A 26,644-nucleotide genomic window follows, 5' to 3' on the forward strand; every position below is an offset into this window, starting at 1 on the left:
CCCCGCTCCGCTCGCCGCGGCTTCACACACCGCGATCGGCCCGGCCGGTGCGCCAGCACCGCACCGGGCGCACGACACAACGAAAACCTGTTCCGACTCCCGCCGCCAGTGCGGCGCGGGAGCCACCCCCGGTCGGAGGCCGGGGCCTCGTCGATTGGGCGACGAGAGGGTGGAACGGGCCAGACCTCCGCATAGGGCATTAGGAGTCTCGCCCACATGGCACGTATCGAAGGCGTTGACCTTCCCCGCGACAAGCGGGTGGAGATCGCTCTCACGTACATCTTCGGGATCGGGCGCACCCGCGCCCTGGAGACCCTGAAGAGCACCGGCGTCGACGGCAACACGCGCGTCTACGAGCTGACCGAGGAAGACCTCGTCAAGCTGCGCGAGTGGATCGGCTCCAACTACCAGGTCGAGGGTGACCTGCGCCGTGAGGTGCAGGGCGACATCCGCCGCAAGATGGAGATCGGTAGCTACCAGGGCATCCGCCACCGCCGTGGGCTCCCGGTCCGCGGTCAGCGCACGCAGACCAACGCGCGCACCCGCAAGGGCAAGAAGAAGACCGTGGCCGGTAAGAAGAAGGCCGGTAAGAAGTAGTCCGCTCGGACTGGACTGTAAACACGCGTCCGGGAACGACAACGGACCGATGATCTCTGGGAGTTTCGCTCATGCCGCCTAAGGGCCGTCAGGGTGCCGCGCGCAAGGTGCGCCGCAAGGAAAAGAAGAACATTGTCCACGGGCACGCTCACATCAAGAGCACGTTCAACAACACGATCGTGAGCATCACCGACCCGACCGGTGCCGTGATCTCGTGGGCCAGCTCCGGCCAGGTGGGCTTCAAGGGTTCGCGTAAGTCGACCCCCTACGCCGCGCAGATGGCCGCCGAGGCCGCTGCCCGCCGCGCCCAGGAGCACGGCGTCCGCAAGGTGGACGTCTTCGTGAAGGGCCCGGGCTCGGGCCGGGAGACCGCCATCCGCTCGCTCCAGGCGACCGGGCTGGAGGTCGGCTCCATCCAGGACGTGACGCCGGTTCCGCACAACGGCTGCCGTCCGCCCAAGCGCCGCCGGGTCTGATCCCGCACCGGCGCCCGCGCACCTACCCGCGCGGGCGCCGCGCCTGGTTCCGCGCGCTCCCCTGCGAGGGGTCCGCGCGGACGGGGTAGGAATCCGAGTAGCGGACACCGAGGTGGTGTCCGCCGGGTGGCCGTCAAATAGCGGGCGGCCATGTGGAAGGGAAGACACGGACCATGTTGATCGCACAGCGTCCCACGCTCACCGAGGAAGCCTCCTCGGACCTGCGCTCGAAGTTCGTCATCGAGCCGCTGGAGCCGGGCTTCGGCTACACCATCGGCAACTCGCTTCGGCGCACCCTGCTGTCCTCCATCCCCGGCGCGGCTGTCACGAGCATCCGCATCGAGGGCGTCGAGCACGAGTTCACCACCGTGCCCGGTGTCAAGGAGGACGTCACCGAGATGATCCTCAACCTCAAGGGCCTGGTCGTCAGCTCCGAGCACGACGAGCCGGTGCTGATGTACCTGCGCAAGCAGGGCCCCGGTGTGGTGACCGCCGCGGACATCGCTCCGCCGGCCGGTGTCGAGGTGCACAACCCCGACCTGCACATCGCCACGCTCAACGGCAAGGGCAAGCTGGAGATGGAGCTGACGGTCGAGCGCGGCCGCGGTTACGTCTCGGCGACGCAGAACAAGCAGGCGGGACAGGAGATCGGCCGCATCCCGATCGACTCCATCTACTCCCCGGTCCTGCGTGTGACCTACAAGGTCGAGGCCACCCGTGTCGAGCAGCGCACCGACTTCGACCGCCTGATCGTCGACATCGAGACCAAGCCGGCCATCCGTCCCCGGGACGCGGTCGCCAGCGCGGGCAAGACCCTGGTCGAGCTGTTCGGTCTGGCGCGTGAGCTCAACGTCGACGCCGAGGGCATCGACATGGGCCCGTCGCCCACGGACGCCGCCCTGGCGGCGGACCTGGCGCTGCCGATCGAGGACCTCAACCTCACGGTCCGGTCCTACAACTGCCTCAAGCGTGAGGGCATCCACAGCGTCGGTGAGCTGGTTGCCCGCTCCGAGCAGGACCTGTTGGACATCCGCAACTTCGGTGCCAAGTCCATCGACGAGGTCAAGCAGAAGCTCGTCGACATGGGCCTGTCGCTGAAGGACTCCCCGCCCGGATTCGACCCCAGCTCGGCGGCCGACTCCTACAGCTCCGAGGACGACGAGGGCGAGTCCTTCGTCGAGACGGAGCAGTACTAACCGACCTTCGTCGCCCACATGGTCCCCGGCCGAGTGCGGCCGCGGACCGCATCACTAGGAGAACGACACCATGCCCACGCCTACCAAGGGCGCCCGTCTGGGTTCCGGGCCCGCTCACGAGCGGCACATCCTGGCGAACCTCGCCACCTCGCTGTTCCAGCACGGCCGCATCCGCACCACCGAGGCCAAGGCCAAGCGCCTTCGCCCGTACGCGGAGAAGCTGATCACCCTCGGCAAGCGCGGTGACCTGCACGCCCGCCGCCAGGTCCTGACCAAGATCACGGACAAGGCCGTCGTGCACGAGCTCTTCACCGAGATCGGCCCGCGCTACGAGAACCGTCCCGGTGGCTACACCCGGATCACCAAGATCGGTCCGCGCAAGGGCGACAACGCCCCGATGGCCGTGATCGAGCTGGTCGAGGCCCTGAGCGCCCAGGCCGCCGCCCCGGCCGCCCAGCCCGCCGCGCAGGAGCCCGAGGCCGAGGAGCCCAAGGCCGACGCGACCGCCGTGGCGGACGAGGCCGGCGACCAGCCGGCGGAGGACACCACCTCCGACCAGACCGCCAAGGCCGACGAGACGGCCCAGGCGGAGGGCCCGGCTGACGACAAGTAGCGTGCGGGGCGCGGGGGCGCCAACGCGTCCCGCGCACGCACCGCTCGGCGAGTGCCCGATCCCCGCGGGGGTCGGGCACTCGTCTTTTTCGTGGACGCGGAGGAGTGGCGGGTAATGGACGAGACGACGGTCCGGGTGCGGTTGGACGTGGCCTACGACGGCACGGACTTCTCCGGGTGGGCCGCGCAGCCGGGCCGGCGCACGGTGCAGGGCGAGCTGGAGGCGGCGCTGGCGCGGGTGCTGCGCCTGCCGGAGGTGTCGCTGACGTGCGCGGGGCGCACGGACGCCGGTGTGCACGCGCGGGGGCAGGTGGCGCAGGCCGACATCCCCGCGCGGACGTGGGAGAGCGAGGGTGAGCGCGTGCTCCGGCGCCTGGCCGGGGTGCTGCCCAAGGACGTGCGTGTGCGCGCGGCGCGGCTGGCGCCGCCCGGGTTCGACGCCCGGTTCTCGCCGCTGTTCCGGCGGTACCTGTACCGGGTGAGCGACGCGCCCTACGGGGTGGACCCGCTGCTGCGGCGGGACGTGCTGTGGCACCGTGGCCCGCTGGACGTGGACCGGATGAACGCGGCGGCGGAGCGCCTGGTGGGCGAGCACGACTTCGCGGCGTTCTGCAAGAAGCGCGAGGGCGCGACGACCATCCGGGAGCTGCTGCGCCTGGAGTGGGCCCGGGTGGACGAGCACCTGCTGCACGGGACGATCCAGGCGGACGCGTTCTGCCACAACATGGTGCGCGCGCTCGTGGGCGCGCTCCTGGCGGTGGGCGACGGGCGCAGGGACGTGGACTGGCCGGGGAAGGTGCTCGGCGCCGGTACGCGGGACTCGTCGGTACACGTGGTGGGGCCGCAGGGGCTCAGCCTGGAGGAGGTGCGCTACCCGGCCGACGAGGAGCTGGCCGTGCGCGCCTCGGCGACCCGCCGCGTGCGGGAGCTGCCGTGCCGGGGCCACTCGGCCTGAGGAGGTCGCGGTCCCGGGGCAGCACGAGGCGGCGGGGGTGGGAACCCCCCCTTTACCAGGCTAGAGCCGCGCCGGGCCCAGCGGAGGCGCGGAATCCGGCCTGTGGACGAGGGAGGGGCGCCGGACGCCCCTCGCGCCCCTCAGTCGACGTGTGCCGGTCCCGGGTCGGCCCAGTGCCGGTGCAGCAGCGCGATCTGCTCGGGCAGCACCCGCGACACCGACAGCTCGGGCAGGTCGTCCACGTCGAACCAGGCCCTGGCGCTGGTCTCGAGGCTGCTGAAGGCGGGGCTGCCGGTCTCGGTACCGCCGGAGGCGGGGGCGTGGTCGGCCAGCGGCGCGCACACGAAGAGGAGCTTGTAGATGTGGCGGTCGTAGACCGGCAGGTGGGGCCACAGGTGGCGGTCGAGGACCCCGGCGAGGTGGACCGCCCGCACGGCCAGCCCCGCCTCCTCGCGGACCTCGCGTTCGATCGCCTGCCTGGGGCTCTCCAGGACGTCGCACCACCCGCCGGGCAGGGTCCAGCGGTGGCCGTCGGAGATCTCGCGGACGAGCAGGACCCGGCCGGAGGGGTCGAAGACGCCGCCGCGCACGTCGAGCTTGGGGGTGGTGTAACCGGCGGCCGAGGCCACTTCGCGCTCGTACCCGGGGAGCTCCCCGGCGGCCACCATCTGCATCAGGTCGCGGGCCAGGGCGCCGACGCGGTGGAACCGCCCGATGTCGAACTCGTTGGTGCTGTACGCCAGCCCCGACTCCGACTGCGCCGTCAGCTCCATCGCGATGCGCCGGATCCGTTCGGCGGGTTCCGTCATCGTCACACCCTCCTCCGGGGCTCGCGGACCGGCCCGCCGGGACTCCTGCCCGCCGCGGACGCCGACGGAACCCGCCCGCGGACACGAAGAAGGGGCACCCGGTCGCCGGGTGCCCCCCAATGGTGCTGACGACCGCTCAGCCGCGGTTCTCACTGAGGCCGGTGTGGGCCTCCTGGAGGAAGCCCTCGCTGATGGCGCGCAGCTCGGTGGCGGAATCGCTCTCGCCGCCCTCCTCGGTGCCGTCGCTGTTGGCCGCCAGGGAGAAGAGCAGGTAACGGCCCCACTGGCCGCTGCTGCCGTGGCCGCCGGAGTGGCCCAGGCGCTCGGCGGGGCTGCCCTCCTCGCCGGGCAGACCGGCGAACCACTGCGCGGCCACCAGGTCCTGGGCCTCCATCGCGGTGGTCGCCTCCTCGCCGGTGGGCATGGCGGCCACGCCCACGGTCACCGCGTGGCCCTCGTCCTCGCTGAGGTAGGAGGCGCGCACCATCTGGCGGCACTCGTTGTCGGCGAGCACCTGGCCGTAGTCGCCGTGGGCCCCGGCGGCGCAGTCCTCGGTGTCCTCGACGGCCACGCGGGTGAACGTGCCCTGGCCCTCGACCTCCATGCTCTCGGGGAAGAGGGCCTCCGCGTCGAGCGCGCCCGGGTCGTCGGCCTCGTCGGCGACGGTCGCGGCGTTCGCGCCCCCCGAGCCCATGCTGGTGGCGAGGAAGAACGTCCCGCCGCCCGCGAGGACGAGCAGCGCGGCGAAACCGGCGATCATCATGATCCGGCGCTTGCGGGCGCGCGCGTCCGCGCCGCCGTCACCGTACCGGTCGTCGTCGTAGCCGTCGTAGTCGTCGTAGTCGTTGATCCCCTGGGCGTCGAACTGCGCGGTGTCCACACCGGCGTCGTCGGGGACCTCGTCCCGGAACAGGGGACGGCCGCCGGGCGAGGCGGGGACGGAGCCGGGGACGGGGCTGATGTGCTGCGTGGCGCCCATCGCGTCCGGGGGGAACACGGGCTCCTCCCGGCCGGGTGCCGGGAGCGCGGCGGGGGGCTGCGGAGGGCCCTGGAAGGCCTGCTGGGCGGTCGGGGGCGCCGAACCGGGGTGCATGCCAGGGGGAGGGCCGACGGGCGCTCCGGGGTGGCCGGGGGCGCCGGGACGGCCCTGTGGCACGCCCTGCGCGCCGGGGGGGAACCCCGGGACGGGGCCCTGGGGTCCGGGACGCTGGCCGGGGGCGTGCGGCGGCACGGGGGCGCCGGGCGGGAGGGCTCCGGGCGGAAGGGGCTGCCCGGGTCGGCCCGGGGCGGCGTTCTGTCCGGGGGGCACGTGCGGGCCCGACTGCTGGCCCATGCCCGGGTGGCCGCCGGTAGGGGCCTGGTGCGAGGGGTATCCGCCGGTGGGCGCCTGCATCGGCGCCTGGCCGCCGGTGGGGGCCCCGTGCGGCGGGAACTGGCCGCCGGTGCCCTGAGGCGGCTGTCCGGGGTGCACGGGCGCCTGCTGGCCGCCGGTGCCCTGCGGGGGCTGCCCCGGACGATGGGGGGCCTGGCCGCCGGTGTGCGCGCCCGCCTGGCCGCCGGGGTAGCCGGGCACGCCCTGGGGCAGCCCGTCCCGGCCGTACTGCGGGTTCTGGGGGACCTGCGGGCCGCTCGGGGGCTGGGGCGGGGCCTGTGGGCCGCTCGGGCCGCCGTGGAGGTCCTGACGGGCGCCGCCGGGGTAGCCGTGCTGCTGGCCGCCCTGGCCGTACGGCGGGATCTGGGGGCCGCTCGGGGGCTGGGGCGGGGCCTGTGGGCCGCTCGGGCCGCCGTGGAGGTCCTGACGGGCGCCGCCGGGGTAGCCGTGCTGCTGGCCGCCCTGGCCGTACGGCGGGATCTGGGGGCCGCTCGGCTGCGTGGGGGAGTGGTGGTGCTGGTACGGGGGATGCTGGTCGGGCGGGGGCGCGCCATGTGTCTGCTGTGGCCCCGATGTGGGATGCTGGCCCTCGGCATGGGAGGGCGCTGACCCGAGCAGGTCCTGGCCGTCACCGGCCTCCGGCCCGACGGGTCTGCCGTCGGGACCGTACTGTGGCTGGTTCGGATGGGTACTGATGGGAGTCTCCGAGGGCTCTGGGGGTGGGACTGGGCCGCGGTCCACCGGCACGTGGCCTGGGCCGCGCGGTGCCGTCCGTTCCGGGTTCCCGTGGTTTCGGCGACCGTGACGGGCGTCTCCAAGGCCGTGTCGGTGCCCGTCATCACGGGAGCAGACCGGCCTTTCGGTGCAAGCGTAGCCAACGCGGGTGCGGGAACAGGACGAAGCACTCCCGGCAACGGGCATAATAAAAGACGGAGAGGTCACGGATGTGACCCCGTGCCGGTGTTTTTCCCCGCCGAGCGCGGTCCGGCCGGTCCGCCCCGCCGCTGGCTTTGACCTGCGCGGCGGTGGCCAGGTAGGATATTCCGTCGTTGTGCGTTGAGTTGCCGTGGGCCCCGATCGCCGGGCGCCGATCCACGCACCATCGTCTGCGCACTCACCATTCGGAGAGTCCTGTGACATGGCACGGGATATCCGGCCAGACGCCCCCGCAACCGCGGGTGTGTATACGAGTCCCCCATCCCCGCACGGGATGGGGCAGCCGACTGAAGAGCGAAGGCAAACGATCGTGCGCACATACAGCCCCAAACCAAACGATGTCCAGCGTCAGTGGCACGTTGTCGACGCTACCGATCTCGTGCTCGGGCGTATGGCGAGCCAGGTTGCCACGCTGCTTCGGGGCAAGCACAAGCCGTACTACGCGCCCCACATCGACACCGGCGACTTCGTGATCGTCGTGAACGCCGACAAGGTCGCCCTGACCGGCAAGAAGCTGGAGCAGAAGCGCGCCTACCGCCACTCCGGCTACCCGGGCGGCCTGCGCTCCGTCTCCTACGCCGACCTGCTGGAGAAGAACCCCGAGCGGGCCATCGAGAAGGCCGTCAAGGGCATGCTCCCCAAGGGCTCCCTGGGCCGCCAGATGGCCAAGAAGCTCAAGGTGTACGCCGGTCCGGAGCACCCGCACCAGGCCCAGCAGCCGGTTGCGTTCGAAATCACCAAGATCGAGCAGCCCGCCTAGGCGTTCGCAGACTTTTACAGAGAGCACGAGGAGAACCGTGGTCGAGCCCACCGGCATCGAAGACGTCGAGCAGGAGTACGTGGAGAACCCGGAGGAGTTCCCCTCCGAGTACACCAGCGAGTCCGACGAGAACGCCGCCGCCTACGTCCCCACCGCGTCCGGCCCCAGCGCCGGCACCGGTCGACGCAAGCAGGCCGTCGCCCGTGTCCGCATCGCCCCCGGCGCGGGCGAGTGGAAGGTCAACGGCAAGTCGCTTGAGGCGTACTTCCCGGACAAGGTCCACCAGCAGACCATCAAGGAGCCGTTCGTCTCCCTCGGGTTCGACGGCGCCTACGACGTCTTCGCCCGTCTCGACGGCGGCGGCACCAGCGGCCAGGCCGGCGCCCTGCGCCACGGCATCGCCCGTGCGCTGGCGTCCCTGGACCCGGAGAACAACCGCCCGACCCTCAAGAAGGCCGGTTTCCTGACCCGCGACGCCCGCGAGGTGGAGCGCAAGAAGGCCGGTCTCAAGAAGGCGCGCAAGGCTCCCCAGTTCTCCAAGCGCTAGTGCTCATGCGCCGGCACCCGCTCGGCTGAGCTTCGGCCCGTACGCCGTTCCCACCACCGGGACGGCGTACGGGCCTTCGGTTTTTCCGGTGGCTTGTCTGGGCCACCCTCGCTACTCCACCGGCGCCGCGACCCGGCGCCGTCTTCGAAAGGGGCTGTCCGCCTGTGGCTCGGCTGTTCGGAACAGATGGTGTACGCGGTGTCGCCGGTCGGGACCTGACCGCCGCCCTCGCGCTGGAGCTGTCCGTCGCGGCGGCGCGGGTGTTGACCCGCGGCGGCGACGAGGCGCGGCCCAAGGCCGTGGTGGGCCGCGACCCGCGCGCCTCCGGCGAGTTCCTCGAGGCCGCCGTCGTCGCGGGCCTGGCCAGCACCGGCGTGGACGTGGTGCGCGTGGGCGTGCTGCCCACCCCTGCCGTGGCCTACCTGACCGGCGCGCTCGGCGCCGACTTCGGCGTGATGCTCTCCGCCAGCCACAACCCGGCCCCCGACAACGGCATCAAGTTCTTCGCGCGGGGCGGCCAGAAGCTGGAGGACGCCCTGGAGGAGGAGATCGAGGGCATGCTCGGCGTGCCCTCCACCCCCGCCGTGGGCGACCTCGTCGGCCGGGTCACCGACGCCGACGACGGCGCCGAGCGCTACGTCGAGCACGTGCTGGCCTCGGTGCCCCACAGCCTCAAGGGCCTCAAGGTCGTCGTGGACTGCGCCAACGGCGCCTCCGCCCTGGTCGCGCCCGAGGCCCTGCGCCGCGCGGGCGCGGAGGTCGTGGCGATCGGCGACCAGCCGGACGGCCACAACATCAACGACGGGTGCGGCTCCACCCACCTGGAGGTGCTCCAGGAGGCGGTCCGCCTGCACGGCGCGGACGCCGGTATCGCCAACGACGGTGACGCCGACCGCTGCCTGGCCGTGGACGCCGAGGGCCGCGTGGTGGACGGCGACCAGATCCTGGCGATCCTGGCCACCGAGGCCAAGGAGGAGGGCAGGCTCGCCCAGGACACGCTCGTGGTCACGGTCATGTCCAACCTGGGTCTGAAGCTGGCGATGGAGCGCGAGGGCATCACCGTGGTGGAGACCGCGGTGGGCGACCGCTACGTGCTGGAGGAGATGAAGCGCGGCGGGTTCGGCTTGGGCGGCGAGCAGTCCGGGCACGTGATCCTGCTGGAGCACGCCACCACCGGCGACGGCGTCCTGACCGGCCTGCACCTGCTGGCCGCGATGGCCCACCGCGAGCAGGGCCTGGCGGAGCTGGCCAAGGTGATGACCCGCCTGCCGCAGGTGCTCGTCAACGTGCCCGACGTGGACAAGGCCCGCGCCAAGGACTCCGCGGAGCTCGCGGCGGCCGTGCGCGAGGCCGAGGAGGAGCTGGGCGAGACCGGCCGGGTGCTGATCCGGCCCAGCGGGACCGAGCCCAAGGTCAGGGTCATGGTCGAGGCGCCGGAGCAGGAGCAGGCCACCGCGGTGGCCGAGCGGCTGGCCGCCGTGGTGCGCTCCGCGCTCGGTTGAGGGCGGGGTTCCTTCCACGCGCACCCGGGCACGCGGACGGCCGGGTGCGCGTTCTCATGTGTGGCTGACCCGCGGAGCGCGGGTCCGAGGCGGTGGAGTTGGTCACGGTGGCGGACACGCGGTACGGGCACGCCCTGACGATCGGGGTGGACATCGGAGGGACGAAGGTGGCCGCCGGTGTGGTGACGCCCGGCGGGCGCATCCTGGCCCGGCTGCGCACGGAGACCCCCGAGCGCAGCAAGAGCCCCGCGGTCGTGGAGGACACGATCGTCTCGGTGGTGCGGGAGCTGCGCCGGGAGTTCCGGGTGCGCGCCGTGGGCGTGGGCGCCGCCGGTTTCGTCGACGAGCGGCGGGCCAACGTGCTGTTCGCCCCTCACCTGTCCTGGCGCCGGGAGCCGCTGCGCGACGCCCTGGCCCTGCGGCTGGGGCTGCCCGTGGTGGTGGAGAACGACGCGAACGCCTCCGCCTGGGCCGAGGTGCGCGCCGGGGCGGGCCGGGGTGTGGACAACGTCGTGGTGGTGAACCTGGGTACGGGCATCGGCGGCGCGGTCGTGCTCGACGGGAGCCTGCACCGGGGCCGGTACGGACTGGCCGGGGAGTTCGGGCACATGACGGTGGTGCCGGGCGGCCACCGCTGCGAGTGCGGTAACCGGGGCTGCTGGGAGCAGTACGCGAGCGGCAACGCGCTGACGCGGGAGGCGCGGGAGCTGGTGGCCTCGCAGTCGCCGGTGGCGGAGGCCCTGCACCAGGCGGTGGGCGGCGACGCCGCCCAGATCACCGGGCCGCTGGTCAGCGAGCTGGCGCGCAAGGGCGACCGCGCGTGCGTGGAGCTGATGCGCGAGGCCGGGCAGTGGCTGGGCTCGGGCCTGGCCAACCTGGCCGCGGCGTTCGACCCGGAGCTGTTCATCGTGGGCGGCGGCGTGTCCGAGGCGGGGGATCTGCTGCTGGAGCCCGCCAGGGAGGCGTTCGGGCGCAACCTCACGGGGCGCGGCTACCGTCCCGAGGCCCGGGTGGCGGCGGCAGAGCTGGGCAACGAGGCGGGCCTCATCGGCGCCGCGGACCTGGCCCGGGAGGCGCTGCCCCGGTGGCACCAGCGGCGCCGACAGCGCCGCCTGGGGCGTTTCGGCAGGAGTCAGGGCTGACCGGTCCGGTCGGGAGCGGCGGCGCGGGGCCGGAGCGTACCGCGCGCCGCGTTGCGTGGGACCTAGCGGGACAGCGCCCTCACGTCGATGTCGATCGGGAACGGCAGGTCCAGCTTGAGGCGTTCCCGAGCGACGGTGACAGGGATGTAGCGGGGTTCCTTCGTGCCGTCCAACTCGTAGACGTAGACGGCCGGGCCACCGTCCTCCCTCTCGATCCGCCAGAAGTGGGGGATGCCCGCCTGCGCGTACTTGAGGGGTTTGGTGGAGCGGTCACGGTCCTGGGACTCCTCGGACACGATCTCGACCGCGAGCAGGACTTCGTCCGGGGTGTAGTAGCTCCGGATGTCCCCTACCTCTGGGTCGTCGGTGTCGCGGTAGACGAGGATGTCGGGCTCCGGGCGCTGGCGCTTACCCAGCTTGATCGTCATCTCCTCGTCCACGGCGAGCTCCGGGGGCAGCACGCCCTCCAGCACGGTGGACAGACGTCGCTTGACCCGTGAATGAAAGCGGATCTGGGGGGAGAACACGATGAGCGCTCCGTCGATGAGTTCCATCCGGGGCGCTCCCGGGGGAAGGTCGTCCATGGCGTCGGCGGTCCAGCCGCCGGGCGGGGGCATGAACCAGTCGGGGAGCGGCTCAGCGGTCATCGAAACCTCCCGGGTCGATTCCTGAGCCCATGCTAATGCGGTCGTCATCGCCATGACAGGACGGTAGTGCTCCGTGACGACGGTGTGCGGGGGTTCCGCGAAGAACCCCGTTTTTCGGGCGAAAGTCCTGTTCGGAGGGGCTACCCATAATTAACCGAACCTGGTTCTAGTGCGGAGGTCGCATCCTCTGTAGAGTGCCGCCATGGATCTCAACGCAATCTCCGCCCTCGTCTCGGGCGGCGCGAGTGGCCTGGGCGAGGCCACCGCCAGGGAGCTCGCCTCCGCGGGCGCGACCGTCGTCGTCGCCGACCTCAACGCCGAGCGCGGGGAGGCGGTCGCCAAGGAGATCGGCGGTGTCTTCGTGCGCACCGACGTCTCCCAGGAGGACCAGGTCAAGGCCGCGGTCCAGGCCGCCGTCGACACCGGTAAACCCTTCCGGGCGGCCGTGTCCTGCGCGGGCATCGGCTGGGCCACCCGCACCGTGGACCGCAGCGGCAACCCCCACGACCTGGACAGCTACCAGAAGGTCATCCAGGTCAACCTCATCGGCACCTTCAACGTGCTGCGCCTGTCCGCGGCCGAGATCGCCAGAACGGAGCCGGTCAACGAGGACGGCGAGCGCGGCTCCATCGTCAACACCGCCTCCCTGGCGGGCATCGAGGGCCAGATCGGCCAGATCGCCTACTCCTCCTCCAAGGGCGGCGTCATCGGCATGACCCTCCCGGCCGCCCGCGACCTCGCGGCCGTCGGCATCACGGTCAACACCATCGCCCCCGGCATCCTGGAGACGCCCATCTACGGCGAGGGCGAGGCCGCCGAGGAGTTCAAGCAGCGCCTGGCCGCGCCGGTGCCCTTCCCCAAGCGCCTGGGCACCGCCGAGGAGTTCGGCCGGCTCGCCCGGGCCCTGCTGGAGATCAGCTACGTCAACGGCGAGGTCGTCCGCATCGACGGCGCGCTGCGCATGCCGCCGAAGTAGGGAGGGCACCGTGTCCGACGAGGTTCTCTACACCGCCGAGGACGGCGTCGCCGTCATCACCATCAACCGGCCCCAGGCCAGGAACGCGGTCAACGCCGCGGTCGCCGCACGCGTCGCCGAGGCGCTCGACGACCTCGACGCGCGCAAGGACCTGAGTGTCGGCATCATCACCGGCGCGGGCGGCACCTTCTGCGCCGGGATGGACCTCAAGGCCTTCATGCGCGGCGAGGTCCCGCTGGTGGAGGGCCGCGGGTTCGGCGGCTTCGCCGAGCGCCCGCCGCGCAAGCCGCTGATCGCCGCCGTGGAGGGGTACGCCCTCGCGGGCGGGTTCGAGGCCGTGCTCGCCTGCGACCTGGTCGTGGCCGCCGAGGACGCCAGGTTCGGCATCCCCGAGGTCAAACGCGGCCTGGTCGCCGGTGCGGGCGGCCTGCTGCGCCTCCAGCACCGCATCCCGCGCAACATCGCGATGGAGTTCGCCCTGACCGGCGACTTCGTCGAGGCCCCGCGCCTGGCCGAGCTCGGGCTGGTCAACCGCGTCACCGCCAGCGGCGGGGCCCTGGAGGGCGCACGCGAGCTGGCGGCCCGCATCACGGCCAACGGCCCGCTGGCGGTGCGGGTGTCCAAGGAGGTCATCACCTCCTCCGACGACTGGTCCACCGAGCGCATGTGGGAGAAGCAGAACGAGCTGACGGGCCCGGTGTTCGTCAGCCACGACGCCATGGAGGGCGCGGCGGCCTTCGCCGAGAAGCGCGCCCCCGTGTGGAGGGGCGAGTAGGCCCCGGACGCCGCGCGGCGGTCGTCCCCCCGCCCGGGGGCGGCCGCCGTCCGCTGTTTCCGCCAGGGGAGCGGCGGTCGGTTCCACGGTGCTCAGGAAATTGAGGCCATGGGTTAGCCTAGGTTTTACTTTGCCCACCTTGTCATGACTTGTCAGTTGTTGCGCCTCTGCACACTGACGAACACGGCAGCCTGATCCCCCATCACTCACTCGGCGGCAACGGGTCCGCGTCACCGCAGCCCGTGCCGTGAGACGGGCGTGTCGGATACGTGGAACCTTGGAGTTGTCGTGGTCGCACTCAGTGTGGTCGTTCCCGTCTACAACGTCGAGAGGTATCTCGACGAATGCCTGCGTTCGCTGCGCGTGCAGACGTGGACCGACCTCGAGGTCGTTATGGTGGATGACGGGTCCAAGGACGGCAGCGCGGACATCGCGGCACGCTTCGCCGAGGAGGACCCGAGGTTCAAGCTCGTCCGGCAGGAGAACGGCGGTCTGGGCGCTGCGCGCAACACCGGTGCACGCCACGCGACCGGTGAGTTCCTGACCTTCGTCGACAGCGACGACGTCATCCCCTCCTACGCCTTCGGCTACCACATCAGCAGCCTGCGCCGAACGGGGTCGGACTTCTCCAGCGGGAACGTTCACCTGCTCAACGAGTTGAGGGTCTGGCAGTCTCCCATGCACAGGGAGATCTTTCGGACCACGCGGCCCGGGACGCACATCACCCGGGACGACAGGCTGCTCGTGGACAGGCTCGCCACCAACAAGGTGTGGCGGAAGTCCTTCTGGGACAGGCAGGGAATGTCCTTCCCCGTCGGCGTCCTCTACGAGGACGAGGCCGTGGTGATCCCGCTCCACTTCCTGGCGGGGGCCGTGGACGTCCTGTCCGAGCCCGTCTACCTGTGGCGGCAGAGGCCCAGCGACGACCGCTCCATCACTCAGGACCGGTTCCGCCCCCGCGCCCTGGAGGATCGCTTCCAGGCGGTGACCTCGGTCAGCGACTTCATCGTGAGGACCCAGGGGCCGGAGGACAAGCGGAAGTGGGACCAGGTCGCACTCGGCCAGGACCTGCGTGCCTTCGTCCAGGTACTCGACCAGGCCGACGACGACTTCCTGGATCGGTTCCTGGATCTGGCCACGACCTACCTCAAGACGGTCGATCCACGCGCCCACCGCAGGATGCCGGCGATCGAACGCCTCAAGTGGCATCTGATCGGCGAGCGCCGGGGAGCACAGGTCCAGCAGGTCGTCGCCTTCAGTAAGAGTGTCCAGGCGCGGCAGGCGAAGGTCGTGCGGCATGGGCTCCGGTTCTACGGTGACTACCCCTTCAAGGATGATCCCGAGATGGGGATCCCCCGCAGGGTCTACCGGCTCGACACCGAACTGGAACTGCGCCAGAAGGTCGAGGAGACCTTCTGGCGTGACGGCAGGCTCGTGCTCCGGGGGAGGGTCTGCCTCAAGTTCCTCCGGCCCAACAAGCGCATCCAGCAGCACCTGAGCGCCTGGGCTGTCAACGGGCGTACCGGGAGGAGGGTGCGGCTCCCGGTCTCCGTGCACCAGGCGAACGAGTTCCGCTTCGCCTCCGACGTGGTCACCTCCCGCAAGGACTGGGGCGGCTACGAGATCACCGTGGACCCGCGGTCGCTGCGGATCGACGACACGTGGCAGGACTCCGAGTGGTACGTCGAGCTCGGAGTGCTCAACCGGGGCTTCCGCAGGACCGCACGGCTCGCGGGGCCCGGTGAGAGCAGGGTGCGACGTGTCGGCCCCGCGGAGGTGGCCCCCGGCGTATGGGTCCGCCCCAACTGGCCCGACGCTTACGAACTGCGCCTCTCCGTGGACTGCGGACCGGTGCTCCTCACCGGCCACGAACTCCAGGGGAACGAGCTCGTGCTGGTCGGCGAGCTTCCCGAGAGCGCGGTCGCGCAGCCCTTGGGGCTGCGGTTCAGGAGAGACCCCGGGGACACGGAGATCACGGTTCCCGTCGCCGCGGAGGGCCGCACGTTCCGTGCGCGGGTCCGTCTCGGCGAACTCGTCGCGGGTTACACGGAACGGGTGGGCGTGACGGGGAGCCGCGAGCACGAGGACTGGCGTGTGGAGCTGGAGACACCGGCCGGGACCAAGGACGTCGCCAGCGCACAACGCGTGGAACCGGCGCGTCACGACTTCGAGGGACTGGCCGTCCTGGTGAGCACGGACTTCTCCCAGCGCCTCAACCTTCGTGTGGAGCGGCAGTCCGCCGTCATCACCTCGGTTGCCTGGAAGGGCGGGGACCTGCTTCTGTCCGGTGAGTACCACGGGGAAGACCCTGCGGGCCTCTCCTTCCTGTTGTCCGCCAAGGAGCGGATGGACGAGCGGACCTTCCCGATGAGGTTCGAGGGATCGGCCTTCCACATCCGCTTCGCTCCCACGGCCATGCCGTTCTTCGGCCAGACCCTCCCCCTCGCCTCCGGCGCCTACAGGTTCCTCCTGAGGCGCGATGACGGGAGCGAGCACCGGGACGCTCTGGTGGGGATGGACGCCGCCCTGCTGCCGTCGCTCCCCTCGACCTTCGACGAGGACGGGCCGGCAGCCAGTCTGGAAGCGGACAGCGAGGGACGGCCCTGGCTGAGGGTCAACGGTGCCATCCGCGCGGAGGAGCAGGGTTCCTACGCGCAGCAGCTCCTGAGGGAGAGGACCTACCCCGCCTTCCGGAGGAAGTCCGTGGCCCCGGGTGTGCTCTTCGACTCCTACTCGGGCAAGCAGTACTCCGACAGCCCCCGGGGCATATGCGAGGAACTGGGACGTCGGGGCGTCGAGGCGCCGATGTCCTGGCTCGTCAAGGACCGCCAGGTCAGGCTGCCTGAGGGGTTGGGCGAGATCCACGTGTCGAGCCGGGAGTACTACGAGGCGCTCGCCCGCTCGGAGTACATCGTCTCCAACGCCCACCTGCCGAAATGGTTCGACAAGAGACCGGGGCAGAAGGTGGTGCAGACCTGGCACGGTTCCATGCTCAAACGCATCGGCTTCGACATCGAGGACGTCCTGTTCGGTAACCGCGACTACCACGAACGTCTGCTCCGGGAGACCGGCCAGTGGGACTACCTGGTCTCCCCCAGCCCGTGGGCCACGCCGATCCTGCGCAGCGCGTTCCGTTACGAGGGGGAGGTCCTGGAGACCGGTTACCCGCGCAACGATCTCTTCCACGCACCCGAGCGGGAGACCGTCGCGCGGGAGGTGCGTCGCCGGCTGGACCTTCCCGAAGGCAAGCGTGTCGTGCTCTACGCACCGACCTGGCGCGACGACAAGTTCTACTCCGCGGGCAAGTACAAGCTGGACCTGCAGCTCGATCTGGCCCGTATGCACGCCGCGCTGGGCGACGACCACGTGCTGCTGGTGCGCTGCCATCCCAACATCGTCGACCGTGTGCCAGTGGTGGGTGAGGACTTCGTCTACGACGTGTCGACGTATCCGGAGGTCCAGGAGCTGTTCCTGGTGACGGACGTCCTGGTGACGGACTACTCGTCGTTGATGTTCGACTTCGCCAACACCGGCCGTCCGATGCTGTTCTTCACCTATGACCTGGAGGAGTACCGGGACCACCTGCGCGGTTTCTACTTCGACTTCGAGGAGACCGCTCCCGGGCCTCTGCTGCGCACCTCGGACGAGGTGATCGAAGCGATCCGCGGGGCCGACGGGGTGAGGGAGCGGTACAAGGAGCGCTACGAGGCCTTCATCGAGCAGTTCTGTCCGCTGGACGACGGAAAGGCCGCCACACGAGTCGTCAACCGGGTCTTCCCCCACCTCCTGTGAACGATCCCGTGCCGACAGGCGCGGGCGGACGGAGCCTCCTGGCAGGTCAGGTGACGTGCCTCACTGCCCTCTGTCACGCGTCGAGCTCGGGTCAATAACGGAAACCCCCTTCCCTTCCTGGGGCTTTTCGCGTCCTGGCCCGACCCGAGTGTGATCCCCCTTGCATCCGGGGGAGGGGCGCGGGGCCGCTTCCCCACCGGCGGACGGGACCGTGCGCAGGCGCCCTTCGGCCTCGGGGAGCGCCTGCGGCGACCTGAGGTGTCACGGGAATCCCCGGCGTGGGGCCGGGCCGATCCCACGTCACCTCGGCATGGGCCGAGGCCGGGGCGCGTGCCTGGTCTCCCGGGAGCGCTCGTGTGCTGAGTGGACGGCGACCGTCGCGCGGAGCCCCTTCCCGGAGCGGCACCGTCACGGTCCTGTCCAGTGCGGGTGAGGACGAGGGCCGGTACGTGCGTTGGCCGGTGTTCATCCTGCGGCAAAGTGGGATGAAATATCACGTAGCCTAGCTGTGGCCAGGACGACGCCTTCGATGGCTCGGCCAGGACCCCTCGCCCCGCTCCGAGAAGCCTCGCGCTGCGGTCTGGCCCTGATTCCCCTCCGATTTTCCTTGACCCGAGGTGGTGGACTTCTCTATGTCTGCACCTTCTGTGAGCGCTGTCGGCGCAAGCCGGGGGACGCCCGTCCCCGGCTCCGCCCTGTCGACGGCGAAGCGGGAGTACCGGCCTGAGATCGAAGGACTGCGCGCCGTCGCGGTGTCTCTGGTGGCTATCTACCACATTTGGTTCGGGACGGTCTCCGGCGGCGTCGACGTTTTCCTGCTGCTCACCGGCTTCCTCATCACCGGATCGCTGGTGCGCGCGATGGAACGCGGAAAGGGAGTGGCCTTCCGCGCCTTCTGGGTACGGCTCGTCAAGCGGCTCTTCCCCGCCGCGGCCGTCGTCATGGCCGGTGTGCTGGTCGCGACCCTCCTGTGGCTGCCGCGTTCCCGTTGGTCGGACATCATCTCCGACGTCTTCGCGTCCGCGCTGTACTACCAGAACTGGCACCTGGCCTTCGGCGCGGTCGACTACCTGGCGGAGCACGACGGGGCCAGCCCGCTCCAGCACTTCTGGTCCTTGGCCATCCAGGGGCAGTTCTACCTGGTGTGGCCCGTCCTGCTGGCGATCGCCGGTCTGATCGCCTCGCGGATCGGGTGGACCGTGCGCAAGGCCGCCATCACCGCCGTGGCGACGGTCTTCGTCCTCTCCTTCTCCTACTCGCTGTCCATCACCCACACCAACCCCTCCTGGGCCTACTTCGACGCCGGTGCCCGTGTGTGGGAGCTGGCTCTGGGCGGACTCCTCGCGCTGACGGTCTCCCGGATCCGCCTGCCGCGCGCGCTGCGTGTGGTCTTCGGCTGGGTCGGCCTGATCGCACTGGTCCTGTGCGGCCTGCTGGTTCCGCCATCCCTCTCCTACCCCGGGTTCATCGCCCTGTGGCCCACCGGCGCGGCCATCCTGGTCATCCTGGCGGGGACCACGGGAAGCCCGGTGGCGGCTGACCGCTTCCTGACCTGGCAGCCCCTGGTCTACTTCGGCGGCTTCTCCTACGCGCTCTTCCTGTGGCACTGGCCGGTGCTCCTCTTCTACCTGGAGGTCACGGAGAGGAACGCGCCCAGCCTGGTCGGCGGCTTCTACGTCCTGGCCACCTCCCTCGTGCTGGCCTTCCTGACCAAGAAGCTGGTCGAGGGCGGCGCTGACCGCCTGGCGGCCCTGCGTCCCAGCCGCAGGACCTCCCTCGCGGTGGGCGCGCTCTTCCTCGTTCCGGTCCTGATCGCCGCGGGGGCCTGGGAGATGCGCATCCAGCACGACCGCGAGGTCCGCGAGGCCCTCGCCTCCGACCCCGGCAACTACCCGGGCGCACGGGTCCTCATGGACGACGGATCCGCCGTGCGACTTCCCGAGGTACCGGTCTCGCCGGACCCCGCCGACGCACGCGCCCTTTCGCTCCAGCGGATCTACGAGTGCCACGCGGGCATCCAGGAGACCGAGACGGTCAGCTGTGACTTCGGCCCCGAGGACGCGGAGCGGACCATCGCCCTGGTGGGCAGTTCGCACGCCATCCACTGGATGGAGGGGCTGCGCGAGGTGACCGAGGCCCGGGGGTGGCGCCTGGTCACGCTCACCAAGGACGTCTGCCAGTTCAGTGCCGCCGTTGAGATGCGCGAGGGCGCGGTCTACTCCGAGTGTGAGGAGTGGAAGGTCGACCAGATGGAGCGGCTCCGCGAACTGCGCCCGGACGCCGTGTTCACCACCAGTACCCGCTCGCAGGCGGCCCCGGACGAGGAGTACGTGCCGGACGGCTACCTGGAGCGCTGGCAGGAGATGGACGAGCTGGGCATCGACGTGATCGCCGTCCGCGACACCCCACGACTGGACTTCATCGCCCCGGACTGTGTGAGTGAGCACGAGGACCAGGGGTGCACGACGGACGTCGGCTACGGGCTCGCCGAGGAGTCACCCGTCGACGGCCTTGACGGCGTGCCCGACAACGTGCGCTTCGTCGACCTGACGGAGCAGCTGTGCCCGCAGGGAACCTGCGCGGCCGTTATCGGCAACCAGTTGGCCTACTACGACAACAGCCATTTCACCTACTCGTTCTCAGAGTCCCTGTCCTGGCTTCTGGAACCGGCGATCCTGGAGGCCACCGGATGGTAGCCGCGCACGCTCGGGGAGCGGACGTCCCGCTGTGCCGCTTTCCCCTTCGCCGTTCCTGCCGTACTCATGGAGTGGATGGATGAGTCCCAAACTCAGTGTCGTCGTCCCTTTCTACAACGTGGAGGAGTACTTCGACGCGTGCCTCGCGTCGGTGGCGCGACAGACGTTGGGGGACCTCGAGGTCGTGATGGTCGACGACGGATCACCGGACGAGAGCCTGGCCATCGCCGAGAGGTGGGCGGCCAGGGACGAGCGCTTCCGTGTGATTCGGCAGGAGAACCAGGGCTTGGGCCCCGCCCGTAACACTGGTGCGCGCCACGCCCGGGGCGAGTACCTGGCCTTCCTGGACAGCGACGACGTCCTGCCGGTCAACGCCTACGAACTGCTCGTCTCCTCCCTGGAGAAGACCGGGTCGGACTTCGCCAGCGGTAACGTCGTCCGCTTCAACAGCAAGGGGACCTACCCCTCGGACATGCACCAGGACCTGTTCCGGAAGACACGGCTCAAGACACACGTGTCCAAGGAGGATGCCCTGCTGCGGGACCGGATCGCCTGCAACAAGGTGTTCCGGACCTCCTTCTGGCGGACGGAGGGCTTCGAGTTCCCTCCGGGCCGATACGAGGACGCGCCGGTGATCGTTCCGGCGCACGCCCAGGCGCGCAGTGTGGACATCCTGCGCCACACCGTCTACCACTACCGGGCCAGGGAGGGCGGCAACGCCTCCATCACCCAGCAGCGGACAGACCCGGCCAACATGCGTGCCCGTGTCCTCTCGGTCTCCAGCGTCAGCCAGTCCCTCGGTAGCGCCGGCCACCACGAGCTCCGCCGTGCCTACGACAGCCGCGTGCTGGTGGACGACTTCTGGATCTTCATGCGGATCCTGCCCCTCGTCACCGAGGAGTTCCGCCAGGAGTTCGCCGAGTTGGTCACCGCCTACGTGGACAAGATCGATCCTCGGATCCTGGAAGAGCTTCCCGCTTCGAGCAGGCTCCAGTACTGGCTGCTGCGCAACGGCCGGACGGAAGAGCTCCTGGCCGTGATCGGTCACGGCCGTGGGGTGCAGGAGGCGGTGCGACACGGCGGCCACTGGTACGGGAGCTATCCCTATTTCCAGGATCCTGAGGTCGGCGTTCCCGACGACGTCTACCGGCTGGACCAGGAACTCACCCTCCGCACCATGGTCACCGAGCTGTACTGGCGTGCGAACCGCCTCCACCTGAGCGGTTACGCCGCAATCAACCACATCGGCGCTCCCTCACGGGAAGCGAACCGGATCACCCTCCGCCTCAAGCACACACGCCTCGGACTGACCAAGACCCTGCCGGTCCGTCAGTTCGCGGATCCGACCGCCAACAACCGCATCGGCCAGTCCAAGAGCGTTGAGTGGTCGGCTTTCGAGACCACGATCGACCTGAACCGACTCCGGGTCGCCGGGATGCTGGTCCGCGGCACGTGGGAGATCCAGGTGCAGGTCCAAGGCCAGGGTGTCACCCGTGAGGGAGTGCTCAGCGGGACCAAGAAGGACAGGGTCCTCAGGCCCGCCGGAGCCTACTTCGTCGGAGACAGCACCCGGGTCCTGCCGACCTTCGAGGCGGGCGGCCGCTTCATGGTCCGGGTGGAGAAGAAGTACGCCCTGCACCGCAGGGACTGGATCGAGGACGGCCACTGGCACCTCGAGTGCGAACTTCCCCGCGGCGGCACGATCGACGAGCCGACCCTGGAGGTCATCCGCCGCGTGGGCTCGTTGCGCCGCTCCTACCCGATGACGATTCACAAGGACGCGGACGGGCGCAAGTACCTCGGCGCCTCCGTTCCGGTGGAGGCCCTGGTCTCCTTCCCTGACGCGGCCGAGGGCGCGTCGGAGAGTGACTCCGAGGCTGTGTGGTCCGAGGAACTGGACTGGGAACTGCGTGTGGTTCCCAAGGCCAAGCGCTCGGAACAGTTCAACCTGGTCGTCTCCACCGACTTCGAGGAGCACCGCACCCGGGTGGGGCGTAGCGAACTGGTGGTCACCAAGAGCAAGCACGGCGCCCTGCTCCTGGTGGACCGCCTACCCCGCATGGTGATCCAGCGGTACAGGTGGACGGACAGTGGCACCCTGCACATGATCGGGGACTACAACGGGGATCCCGAGGAGAGGCCGACCAGCCTCCATCTGCGTAAACGTCTGTCCCACGTCGTGCACTCCTTCCCCGTCACCTGGGTCGACAACACCTTCACCCTCGAGATCGATCCGGGGAGGGCAAGCGCCTGGAACGAGGAGAGGGGGCTGCCCGGGGGGAAGTGGGACCTGGTCGTCCACCGCCAGGACGGCACCGAGACCCCCGTCATGCTCAACCGTCAACTGGGTGGGGCGGACCACGACGCGCACCGTCATCACAGGCAGCGCTTCACGATTCTGCCGCGCCGCCTCTACGAGATGTCGCTCAGAGTCCAGGCGGACTACACCGGCGAGGACGGCAGCGGCTTCGGTCGGCTCCGTCTGCGGGAGGAGCTCTACCCGCGACTGCGTGAAGAACCCCTGCGCGACATGGTGCTGTTCGAGAGCTACTTCGGTAAGCAGTTCTCGTGCAATCCGCGGGCCGTCTACGAGGAGCTGCGGGCCCGGAACACGGACATGGAGCTGGTCTGGGCGACCGATGACGGCAGCCTCCGCATCCCCGACGGCGGCCGCACCGTCCTGATCGGCAGCACAGAGCACCTGGAGGCGCTGGCCCGGGCCCGGTTCATCGTCAGCAACTGCGGCATCCAGTACTGGTACGTCAAGCGCGAAGGACAGACCTACTTCCAGACCTGGCACGGAAGCCCTCTGAAGAAGGTGGGGCTGGACGTCTCCACCGCATCCTTCGACCGTGCGGAGGAGCGGCTGCGCAGACTGGCCGAGGACGCGCAGAAGTGGGACGTCCTGTTCTCGCAGAGCGCATTCACCACGCCGGTCATGCGACGGGCCATGGCCTACGAAGGAGAGGTCGCCGAGATCGGCTACCCGCGCAATGACGCTCTGCACGCTCCCGACGCCGAAGAGCGCGGACGGCGGGTCCGTGAGGCCCTGGGCATCGCCCCGGGCAAGCGGGTCGTCCTGTACGCGCCCACCTGGCGGGACGACGGCAACACGGCGAGCGGCACCTACCAGTTCGACCTGCAGCTGGATGTCGAGCGTATGCGCGAGAAGCTCGGCGAGGACCACGTCGTCCTGCTGCGTCTGCACCACCTGATCAACCGGCACCACGTGACCCAGGACGACGACTTCGTCAAGGACGTCTCCAACTACCCGGACGTCAACGACCTCTGCCTGGCCTCCGACGTTCTGATCAGCGACTACTCCTCACTGTTGTTCGACTACGCGGGAACCGGGCGTCCCGTGCTCGTCTACGGCTACGACTACGAGCAGTACCGCGACCACACCCGAGGCCTCTCCTTCGACCTGGAGGAGTACGGCCCCGGGCCGGTCCTGCGGGACACCGACGAGATCGTCGGGACACTGGTCGACCTGGAGGGCTACCAGGAGAGGACCAAGCAGCAGTACGAGGCGTTCCGAGAGCTCTTCTGCCCGTACGAGGACGGGAAGGCGGCGGCCAGGGCCGTCGATCTGCTCCTCGGCAAGCGCTGAGCGGAGCTGCGGGTACGGGTGGACGTGGTTCCCACAACGGAAGGGATGGGTAGAGTGCGGATTCTGCTGACCGGAGGAGCCGGGTACATCGGCTCCCACACCGCGGTCGAGCTGGTCGCGCGCGGGCACCAGGTGGTCGTCCTGGACAACCTGGTCAACAGCAGCGAGGAGGCGGTGCGCCGGGTCGAGAGGATCACCGGCGCGCGGATCCCGTTCGTGCTCGGCGACTGCACCGAGCACGGCGTCGTCGAGCGCGTCCTGGTGGAGCACGGCATCGAGGCCGTGGTGCACTTCGCCGGGCTCAAGGCGGTGGGGGAGTCCGTCAGCCAGCCGCTGCGGTACTACCGCAACAACCTGGACGCCCTGTTCACGCTCGCCGAGGCGATGGACCGCGTCGGGGTGCGCGACCTGGTGTTCAGCTCCTCGGCCACCGTCTACGGCGACCCCGAGACGGTGCCGATCGCCGAGGGCAGCGCGCTGCGGGTGACCAACCCCTACGGCGCGACCAAGCTGTTCGGCGAGAGGATCCTGGAGGACCTCGCGGTGAGCTCGCCCGACTGGCGGATCACCGTGCTGCGGTACTTCAACCCGGTCGGGGCCCATCCCAGCGGCCTCATCGGGGAGGACCCCAACGACATCCCCAACAACCTCTTCCCCTACATCTCCAAGGTCGCCGCGGGCAGGCTGCCCGAGCTGACGGTCTTCGGCGACGACTACGACACCGAGGACGGCACGGGGGTCCGGGACTACCTGCACGTGGTGGACCTGGCCCGGGGGCACGTCGCGGCGCTCGACCACCTGGCCTCGCAGAAGGGGCTCAGGGCCTTCAACCTGGGGACGGGGACGGGTACCTCCGTCATGGAGGCGATCCGCGCCTTCGAGGCGGCCTGCGGCCACACCATCCCCTTCCGGGTGGGGCCGCGCCGCGACGGCGACATCGCCACCTGCTTCGCCGACCCGGGACTGGCCAACCGCGAACTGGGCTGGAAGGCCGAGCACACGGTGGCCGAGGCCTGCGCCGACGCCTGGCGCTGGCAGTCGGCCAACCCCGACGGCTACAGGTGACGCCGCGGAGCGCGGAGTGAGGCCGTCCTCCGCGCTCCCCGGCCTCCGGTGCTCCCCGCCGCCGGGACAACCTTCTCCGAGCGCCGAGCGTCGATGAGACGGTGCCAAAAGAAGGGCAAAGCCGGGCATGGAACATGACTGGGACGAAGAGCTCGAAGAGTACGAAGAAGGCGAAGAGCACTTCTACGACGACGAGGGCGCCTTCGGCGTCGGCCTCCCGCCGACGGCCGGGTCCGCCCACGAGGAGTGGACCCGGCGGGACTGACCCCGAAGGGCCCGCCGCGAGGCCCCGGTCAGCCGGCGGAGGCCCCCTCCGACCTCCTCGCGGCCCGCTCCCCGGCGTCGCGGTGGGGCAGGAGCACGCCCAGACCCCAGTGCAGCAGCAGGCCGCTGGCCAGCCCCACGAGCCACCCGTAGTCCGCCAGCGGGGCCAGGAACGGGATCAGGCCCTCGGCCGGGAAGGGGCCCGAGCCCTCGGGGGAGTGCGAACCGCCCACGGCCAGCACCGAGCCGACGCCGAAGGCCACCAGGGCGCGCCAGTTCCACCCGTGCCGGTACCAGTACTCCGAGCCGCGCTCGTACAGCGCGGGCAGGTTCATCCGCGTGCGGCGCAGCAGCCAGTAGTCGGCGAGCAGGATGCCCGCCACGGTGCCCAGGAGACCGCCCACCGTGCCCAGCCAGGTGAAGATGTAGACGCTCTCGTTCTCCAGCAGCCGCCACGGCATGATCAGCACGCTGAGCACGCAGGTGGTGATCGCCCCGGCGCGGAAGCTGATCAACTGCGGTCTGAGGTTGGACAGGTCGTAGGCCGGACCGACCAGATTGGCCGCGATGTTGGTGGAGACCGTGGCCAGCAGCACGACGAAGACTGCGAAGAGCAGGCCGATCCCGCTGTCCATCCGCGCCACGACGTCGATCGGGTTCCACAGGGGTTCGCCGTAGACGGCCGCGGTGCCCGCCGTGACCATGACGGCCAGCAGGGAGAACAGCGTCATCGTGGTGGGCAGCCCCAGCGACTGGCCCACCACCTGGGCGCGCTGGGAGGACGAGAAGCGCGTGAAGTCGCTGATGTTGAGGGTCAGGGTCGCCCAGTAGCCGATCACGCCCATCAGCGACGGGAAGAACAGCGCCCAGAAGGAGGGCCCCCAGTCCAGGGGCTCGCCCGAGTCCAGGGACAGCATCGGGGCCAGGCCCCCGGCCTCCACGGCCATCCAGGCCAGCAGGGCGACGCCGCCGAGGATCATCAGCGGCGCGGCCCAAACCTGGGTCCGGCGCACGCCCTCCATGCCCCACAGGATGATCGCGAGCTGGGCGGCCCAGAACAGGCCGAAGGACAGCCACAGCGTCCACGGCTGGCCGCCCAGCGCCGCCGCCCCCGTCCACCCGTCGCCGAGCAGCCGCCCGAGCAGGACGTAGACCCCCTGGCCGCCGACCCAGGTCTGGATGCCGTACCAGCCGCAGGCGACCGCGCCGCGCAGCAGCGCGGGCAGGTTGGCGCCGCGCAGGCCGAAGGAGGCGCGCGCGAACACGGGGAAGGGGATGCCGTACCTGGCGCCCGCGTGGCCGGTCAGCACCATGGGCAGCAGGACGACGAGGTTGCCCAGGACCACGGCGAGCATGGCCTGGCGCCAGTCCATGCCCGCCGCGATCAGGCCGCTGGCCAGGGTCCAGGCCGGGATGCTGACCGACATGCTCACCCACAGGGCTCCGAAGCTGCCGGTGCCCCAGGTGCGCCGGGACATCGGGACGGGCTGGAGGTCGGCGTTGACGTAGGGGCCCTCGGGCAGGGCGGTCCCCTCGGCGAGGGACACCCGGCCGTCGGGGTGGGTGACGGCGGCGGGTTCCGGCGGGGTCGGGCTGTGGGTCACGGGTCACCTGGTCTCGGTGGGCGGACGGGGAGGGCGGGGGATGCGAAGCACTGCCGGGCCCACCGGGGGGACCCCTGGAAGCGCGGCGAAAAGTCCGGATTCGTTCCGGGCCGCCGAATATCCTCGCACGTCACAAGGCGCACAGGTGTCGTGGGCGGGTCGGGAGGGTTACCACCGGACCGTTCGCCCCGAAGGGCGGCCTCCGTGAGGTGGGGAAGCGGGCCCGGACGCCGTCCCGTCCGGGCCGTCCCCGACCGGGGCGCCGGTCCCGGGCCGCGACCTTCCTGGTCCCGGCCTTCCGGCTCCCGGCC

20 protein-coding genes are annotated in these 26,644 nt (G+C 70.5%); 16 read left to right on the top strand and 4 right to left on the bottom strand.

Annotation, left to right across the window (positions count from 1 at the left end; genetic code table 11):
• The first annotated feature begins 216 nt into the window (after nucleotides 1–216).
• From rpsM to truA, 5 genes are all read left to right on the top strand, one after another.
• On the top strand, nucleotides 217–597 hold the full coding sequence (rpsM, locus tag ACSTA4_RS03655) for a 30S ribosomal protein S13 (protein WP_013156137.1): 381 nt from the start codon (nucleotides 217–219) through the stop codon (nucleotides 595–597).
• Nucleotides 598–668: 71 nt separating this feature from the next.
• Nucleotides 669–1,073, top strand: coding sequence for a 30S ribosomal protein S11 (rpsK, locus tag ACSTA4_RS03660; protein WP_013156138.1), 405 nt, complete (start codon nucleotides 669–671; stop codon nucleotides 1,071–1,073).
• A gap of 173 nt (nucleotides 1,074–1,246) precedes the next feature.
• Nucleotides 1,247–2,269 (top strand): DNA-directed RNA polymerase subunit alpha, encoded by a 1,023-nt coding sequence (locus ACSTA4_RS03665; RefSeq protein WP_013156139.1) that lies wholly within the window; start codon nucleotides 1,247–1,249, stop codon nucleotides 2,267–2,269.
• 70 nt (nucleotides 2,270–2,339) lie between these two features.
• Nucleotides 2,340–2,882, top strand: a complete 543-nt coding sequence (gene rplQ / locus ACSTA4_RS03670; RefSeq protein WP_444962411.1) for a 50S ribosomal protein L17 — start codon at nucleotides 2,340–2,342, stop codon at nucleotides 2,880–2,882.
• A 114-nt stretch (nucleotides 2,883–2,996) separates the two neighbouring features.
• Nucleotides 2,997–3,836 (top strand): tRNA pseudouridine(38-40) synthase TruA, encoded by an 840-nt coding sequence (gene truA / locus ACSTA4_RS03675; protein WP_274976144.1) that lies wholly within the window; start codon nucleotides 2,997–2,999, stop codon nucleotides 3,834–3,836.
• Between the two features lie 140 nt (nucleotides 3,837–3,976).
• Here truA and ACSTA4_RS03680 read toward each other — a convergent pair whose 3' ends face one another.
• Nucleotides 3,977–4,645 (bottom strand): NUDIX hydrolase N-terminal domain-containing protein, encoded by a 669-nt coding sequence (locus ACSTA4_RS03680; RefSeq protein WP_444962412.1) that lies wholly within the window; start codon nucleotides 4,643–4,645, stop codon nucleotides 3,977–3,979.
• Between the two features lie 136 nt (nucleotides 4,646–4,781).
• The gene (locus ACSTA4_RS03685) at nucleotides 4,782–5,738 is read right to left on the bottom strand and encodes a hypothetical protein (RefSeq protein ID WP_444964087.1); all 957 of its coding nucleotides are present in this window, start codon (nucleotides 5,736–5,738) and stop codon (nucleotides 4,782–4,784) included.
• Between the two features lie 1,525 nt (nucleotides 5,739–7,263).
• Between ACSTA4_RS03685 and rplM the strand changes: the two genes are divergently transcribed.
• From rplM to ACSTA4_RS03705, 4 genes are all read left to right on the top strand, one after another.
• On the top strand, nucleotides 7,264–7,713 hold the full coding sequence (gene rplM, locus ACSTA4_RS03690) for a 50S ribosomal protein L13 (RefSeq protein WP_019610106.1): 450 nt from the start codon (nucleotides 7,264–7,266) through the stop codon (nucleotides 7,711–7,713).
• A gap of 37 nt (nucleotides 7,714–7,750) precedes the next feature.
• Nucleotides 7,751–8,260: a 30S ribosomal protein S9 gene (gene rpsI, locus ACSTA4_RS03695; RefSeq protein WP_017567323.1), complete on the top strand. Its 510-nt coding sequence runs from the start codon at nucleotides 7,751–7,753 to the stop codon at nucleotides 8,258–8,260.
• Nucleotides 8,261–8,424: 164 nt separating this feature from the next.
• Entirely contained in the window at nucleotides 8,425–9,762 is a 1,338-nt protein-coding gene (glmM, locus tag ACSTA4_RS03700; RefSeq protein WP_444962413.1) for a phosphoglucosamine mutase, read from the top strand.
• 107 nt (nucleotides 9,763–9,869) lie between these two features.
• A complete protein-coding gene (locus ACSTA4_RS03705) occupies nucleotides 9,870–10,904 on the top strand; it encodes an ROK family glucokinase (protein WP_444962414.1) in 1,035 nt (344 codons plus the stop codon).
• A 62-nt stretch (nucleotides 10,905–10,966) separates the two neighbouring features.
• Here the strand turns inward: ACSTA4_RS03705 and ACSTA4_RS03710 are convergent, their stop codons facing one another.
• Nucleotides 10,967–11,551, bottom strand: coding sequence for a Uma2 family endonuclease (locus ACSTA4_RS03710; RefSeq protein WP_444962415.1), 585 nt, complete (start codon nucleotides 11,549–11,551; stop codon nucleotides 10,967–10,969).
• 202 nt (nucleotides 11,552–11,753) lie between these two features.
• Between ACSTA4_RS03710 and ACSTA4_RS03715 the strand changes: the two genes are divergently transcribed.
• The 7 genes from ACSTA4_RS03715 to ACSTA4_RS03745 all read left to right on the top strand — a co-directional run bounded on the left by ACSTA4_RS03715 (nucleotide 11,754) and on the right by ACSTA4_RS03745 (nucleotide 24,730).
• On the top strand, nucleotides 11,754–12,527 hold the full coding sequence (locus tag ACSTA4_RS03715) for an SDR family NAD(P)-dependent oxidoreductase (RefSeq protein WP_444962416.1): 774 nt from the start codon (nucleotides 11,754–11,756) through the stop codon (nucleotides 12,525–12,527).
• Nucleotides 12,528–12,537: 10 nt separating this feature from the next.
• Complete coding sequence (locus ACSTA4_RS03720) at nucleotides 12,538–13,302, top strand: crotonase/enoyl-CoA hydratase family protein (protein WP_248773469.1); 765 nt, start codon at nucleotides 12,538–12,540, stop codon at nucleotides 13,300–13,302.
• 288 nt (nucleotides 13,303–13,590) lie between these two features.
• The gene (locus tag ACSTA4_RS03725; RefSeq protein ID WP_444962417.1) at nucleotides 13,591–17,094 is read left to right on the top strand and encodes a bifunctional glycosyltransferase/CDP-glycerol:glycerophosphate glycerophosphotransferase; all 3,504 of its coding nucleotides are present in this window, start codon (nucleotides 13,591–13,593) and stop codon (nucleotides 17,092–17,094) included.
• Nucleotides 17,095–17,726: 632 nt separating this feature from the next.
• A complete protein-coding gene (locus ACSTA4_RS03730) occupies nucleotides 17,727–19,790 on the top strand; it encodes an acyltransferase family protein (protein WP_444962418.1) in 2,064 nt (687 codons plus the stop codon).
• Between the two features lie 79 nt (nucleotides 19,791–19,869).
• Nucleotides 19,870–23,400: a bifunctional glycosyltransferase/CDP-glycerol:glycerophosphate glycerophosphotransferase gene (locus ACSTA4_RS03735; protein ID WP_444962419.1), complete on the top strand. Its 3,531-nt coding sequence runs from the start codon at nucleotides 19,870–19,872 to the stop codon at nucleotides 23,398–23,400.
• 54 nt (nucleotides 23,401–23,454) lie between these two features.
• Nucleotides 23,455–24,465: a UDP-glucose 4-epimerase GalE gene (galE, locus tag ACSTA4_RS03740; protein ID WP_444962420.1), complete on the top strand. Its 1,011-nt coding sequence runs from the start codon at nucleotides 23,455–23,457 to the stop codon at nucleotides 24,463–24,465.
• 127 nt (nucleotides 24,466–24,592) lie between these two features.
• Entirely contained in the window at nucleotides 24,593–24,730 is a 138-nt protein-coding gene (locus ACSTA4_RS03745) for a hypothetical protein (protein WP_248773472.1), read from the top strand.
• A gap of 28 nt (nucleotides 24,731–24,758) precedes the next feature.
• Here ACSTA4_RS03745 and ACSTA4_RS03750 read toward each other — a convergent pair whose 3' ends face one another.
• Complete coding sequence (locus ACSTA4_RS03750; RefSeq protein ID WP_444962421.1) at nucleotides 24,759–26,333, bottom strand: NCS1 family nucleobase:cation symporter-1; 1,575 nt, start codon at nucleotides 26,331–26,333, stop codon at nucleotides 24,759–24,761.
• Between the last annotated feature and the right edge of the window lie 311 nt (nucleotides 26,334–26,644).

It is taken from the genome of Nocardiopsis sp. M1B1 (assembly GCF_052466615.1).

What these genes read in the sequence shown, in the direction of transcription:
- ACSTA4_RS03685 (WP_444964087.1), bottom strand. Translation starts at nt 5,738, where the DNA reads ATGCACCCCGGTTCGGCGCCCCCGACCGCCCAGCAGGCCTTCCAGGGC.
- ACSTA4_RS03665 (WP_013156139.1), top strand. Translation starts at nt 1,247, where the DNA reads ATGTTGATCGCACAGCGTCCCACGCTCACCGAGGAAGCCTCCTCGGAC.
- ACSTA4_RS03710 (WP_444962415.1), bottom strand. Translation starts at nt 11,551, where the DNA reads ATGACCGCTGAGCCGCTCCCCGACTGGTTCATGCCCCCGCCCGGCGGC.
- ACSTA4_RS03730 (WP_444962418.1), top strand. Translation starts at nt 17,727, where the DNA reads ATGTCTGCACCTTCTGTGAGCGCTGTCGGCGCAAGCCGGGGGACGCCC.
- rplQ (WP_444962411.1), top strand. Translation starts at nt 2,340, where the DNA reads ATGCCCACGCCTACCAAGGGCGCCCGTCTGGGTTCCGGGCCCGCTCAC.
- truA (WP_274976144.1), top strand. Translation starts at nt 2,997, where the DNA reads ATGGACGAGACGACGGTCCGGGTGCGGTTGGACGTGGCCTACGACGGC.
- ACSTA4_RS03745 (WP_248773472.1), top strand. Translation starts at nt 24,593, where the DNA reads ATGGAACATGACTGGGACGAAGAGCTCGAAGAGTACGAAGAAGGCGAA.
- ACSTA4_RS03735 (WP_444962419.1), top strand. Translation starts at nt 19,870, where the DNA reads ATGAGTCCCAAACTCAGTGTCGTCGTCCCTTTCTACAACGTGGAGGAG.
- ACSTA4_RS03715 (WP_444962416.1), top strand. Translation starts at nt 11,754, where the DNA reads ATGGATCTCAACGCAATCTCCGCCCTCGTCTCGGGCGGCGCGAGTGGC.
- rpsM (WP_013156137.1), top strand. Translation starts at nt 217, where the DNA reads ATGGCACGTATCGAAGGCGTTGACCTTCCCCGCGACAAGCGGGTGGAG.
- ACSTA4_RS03680 (WP_444962412.1), bottom strand. Translation starts at nt 4,645, where the DNA reads ATGACGGAACCCGCCGAACGGATCCGGCGCATCGCGATGGAGCTGACG.
- rpsK (WP_013156138.1), top strand. Translation starts at nt 669, where the DNA reads ATGCCGCCTAAGGGCCGTCAGGGTGCCGCGCGCAAGGTGCGCCGCAAG.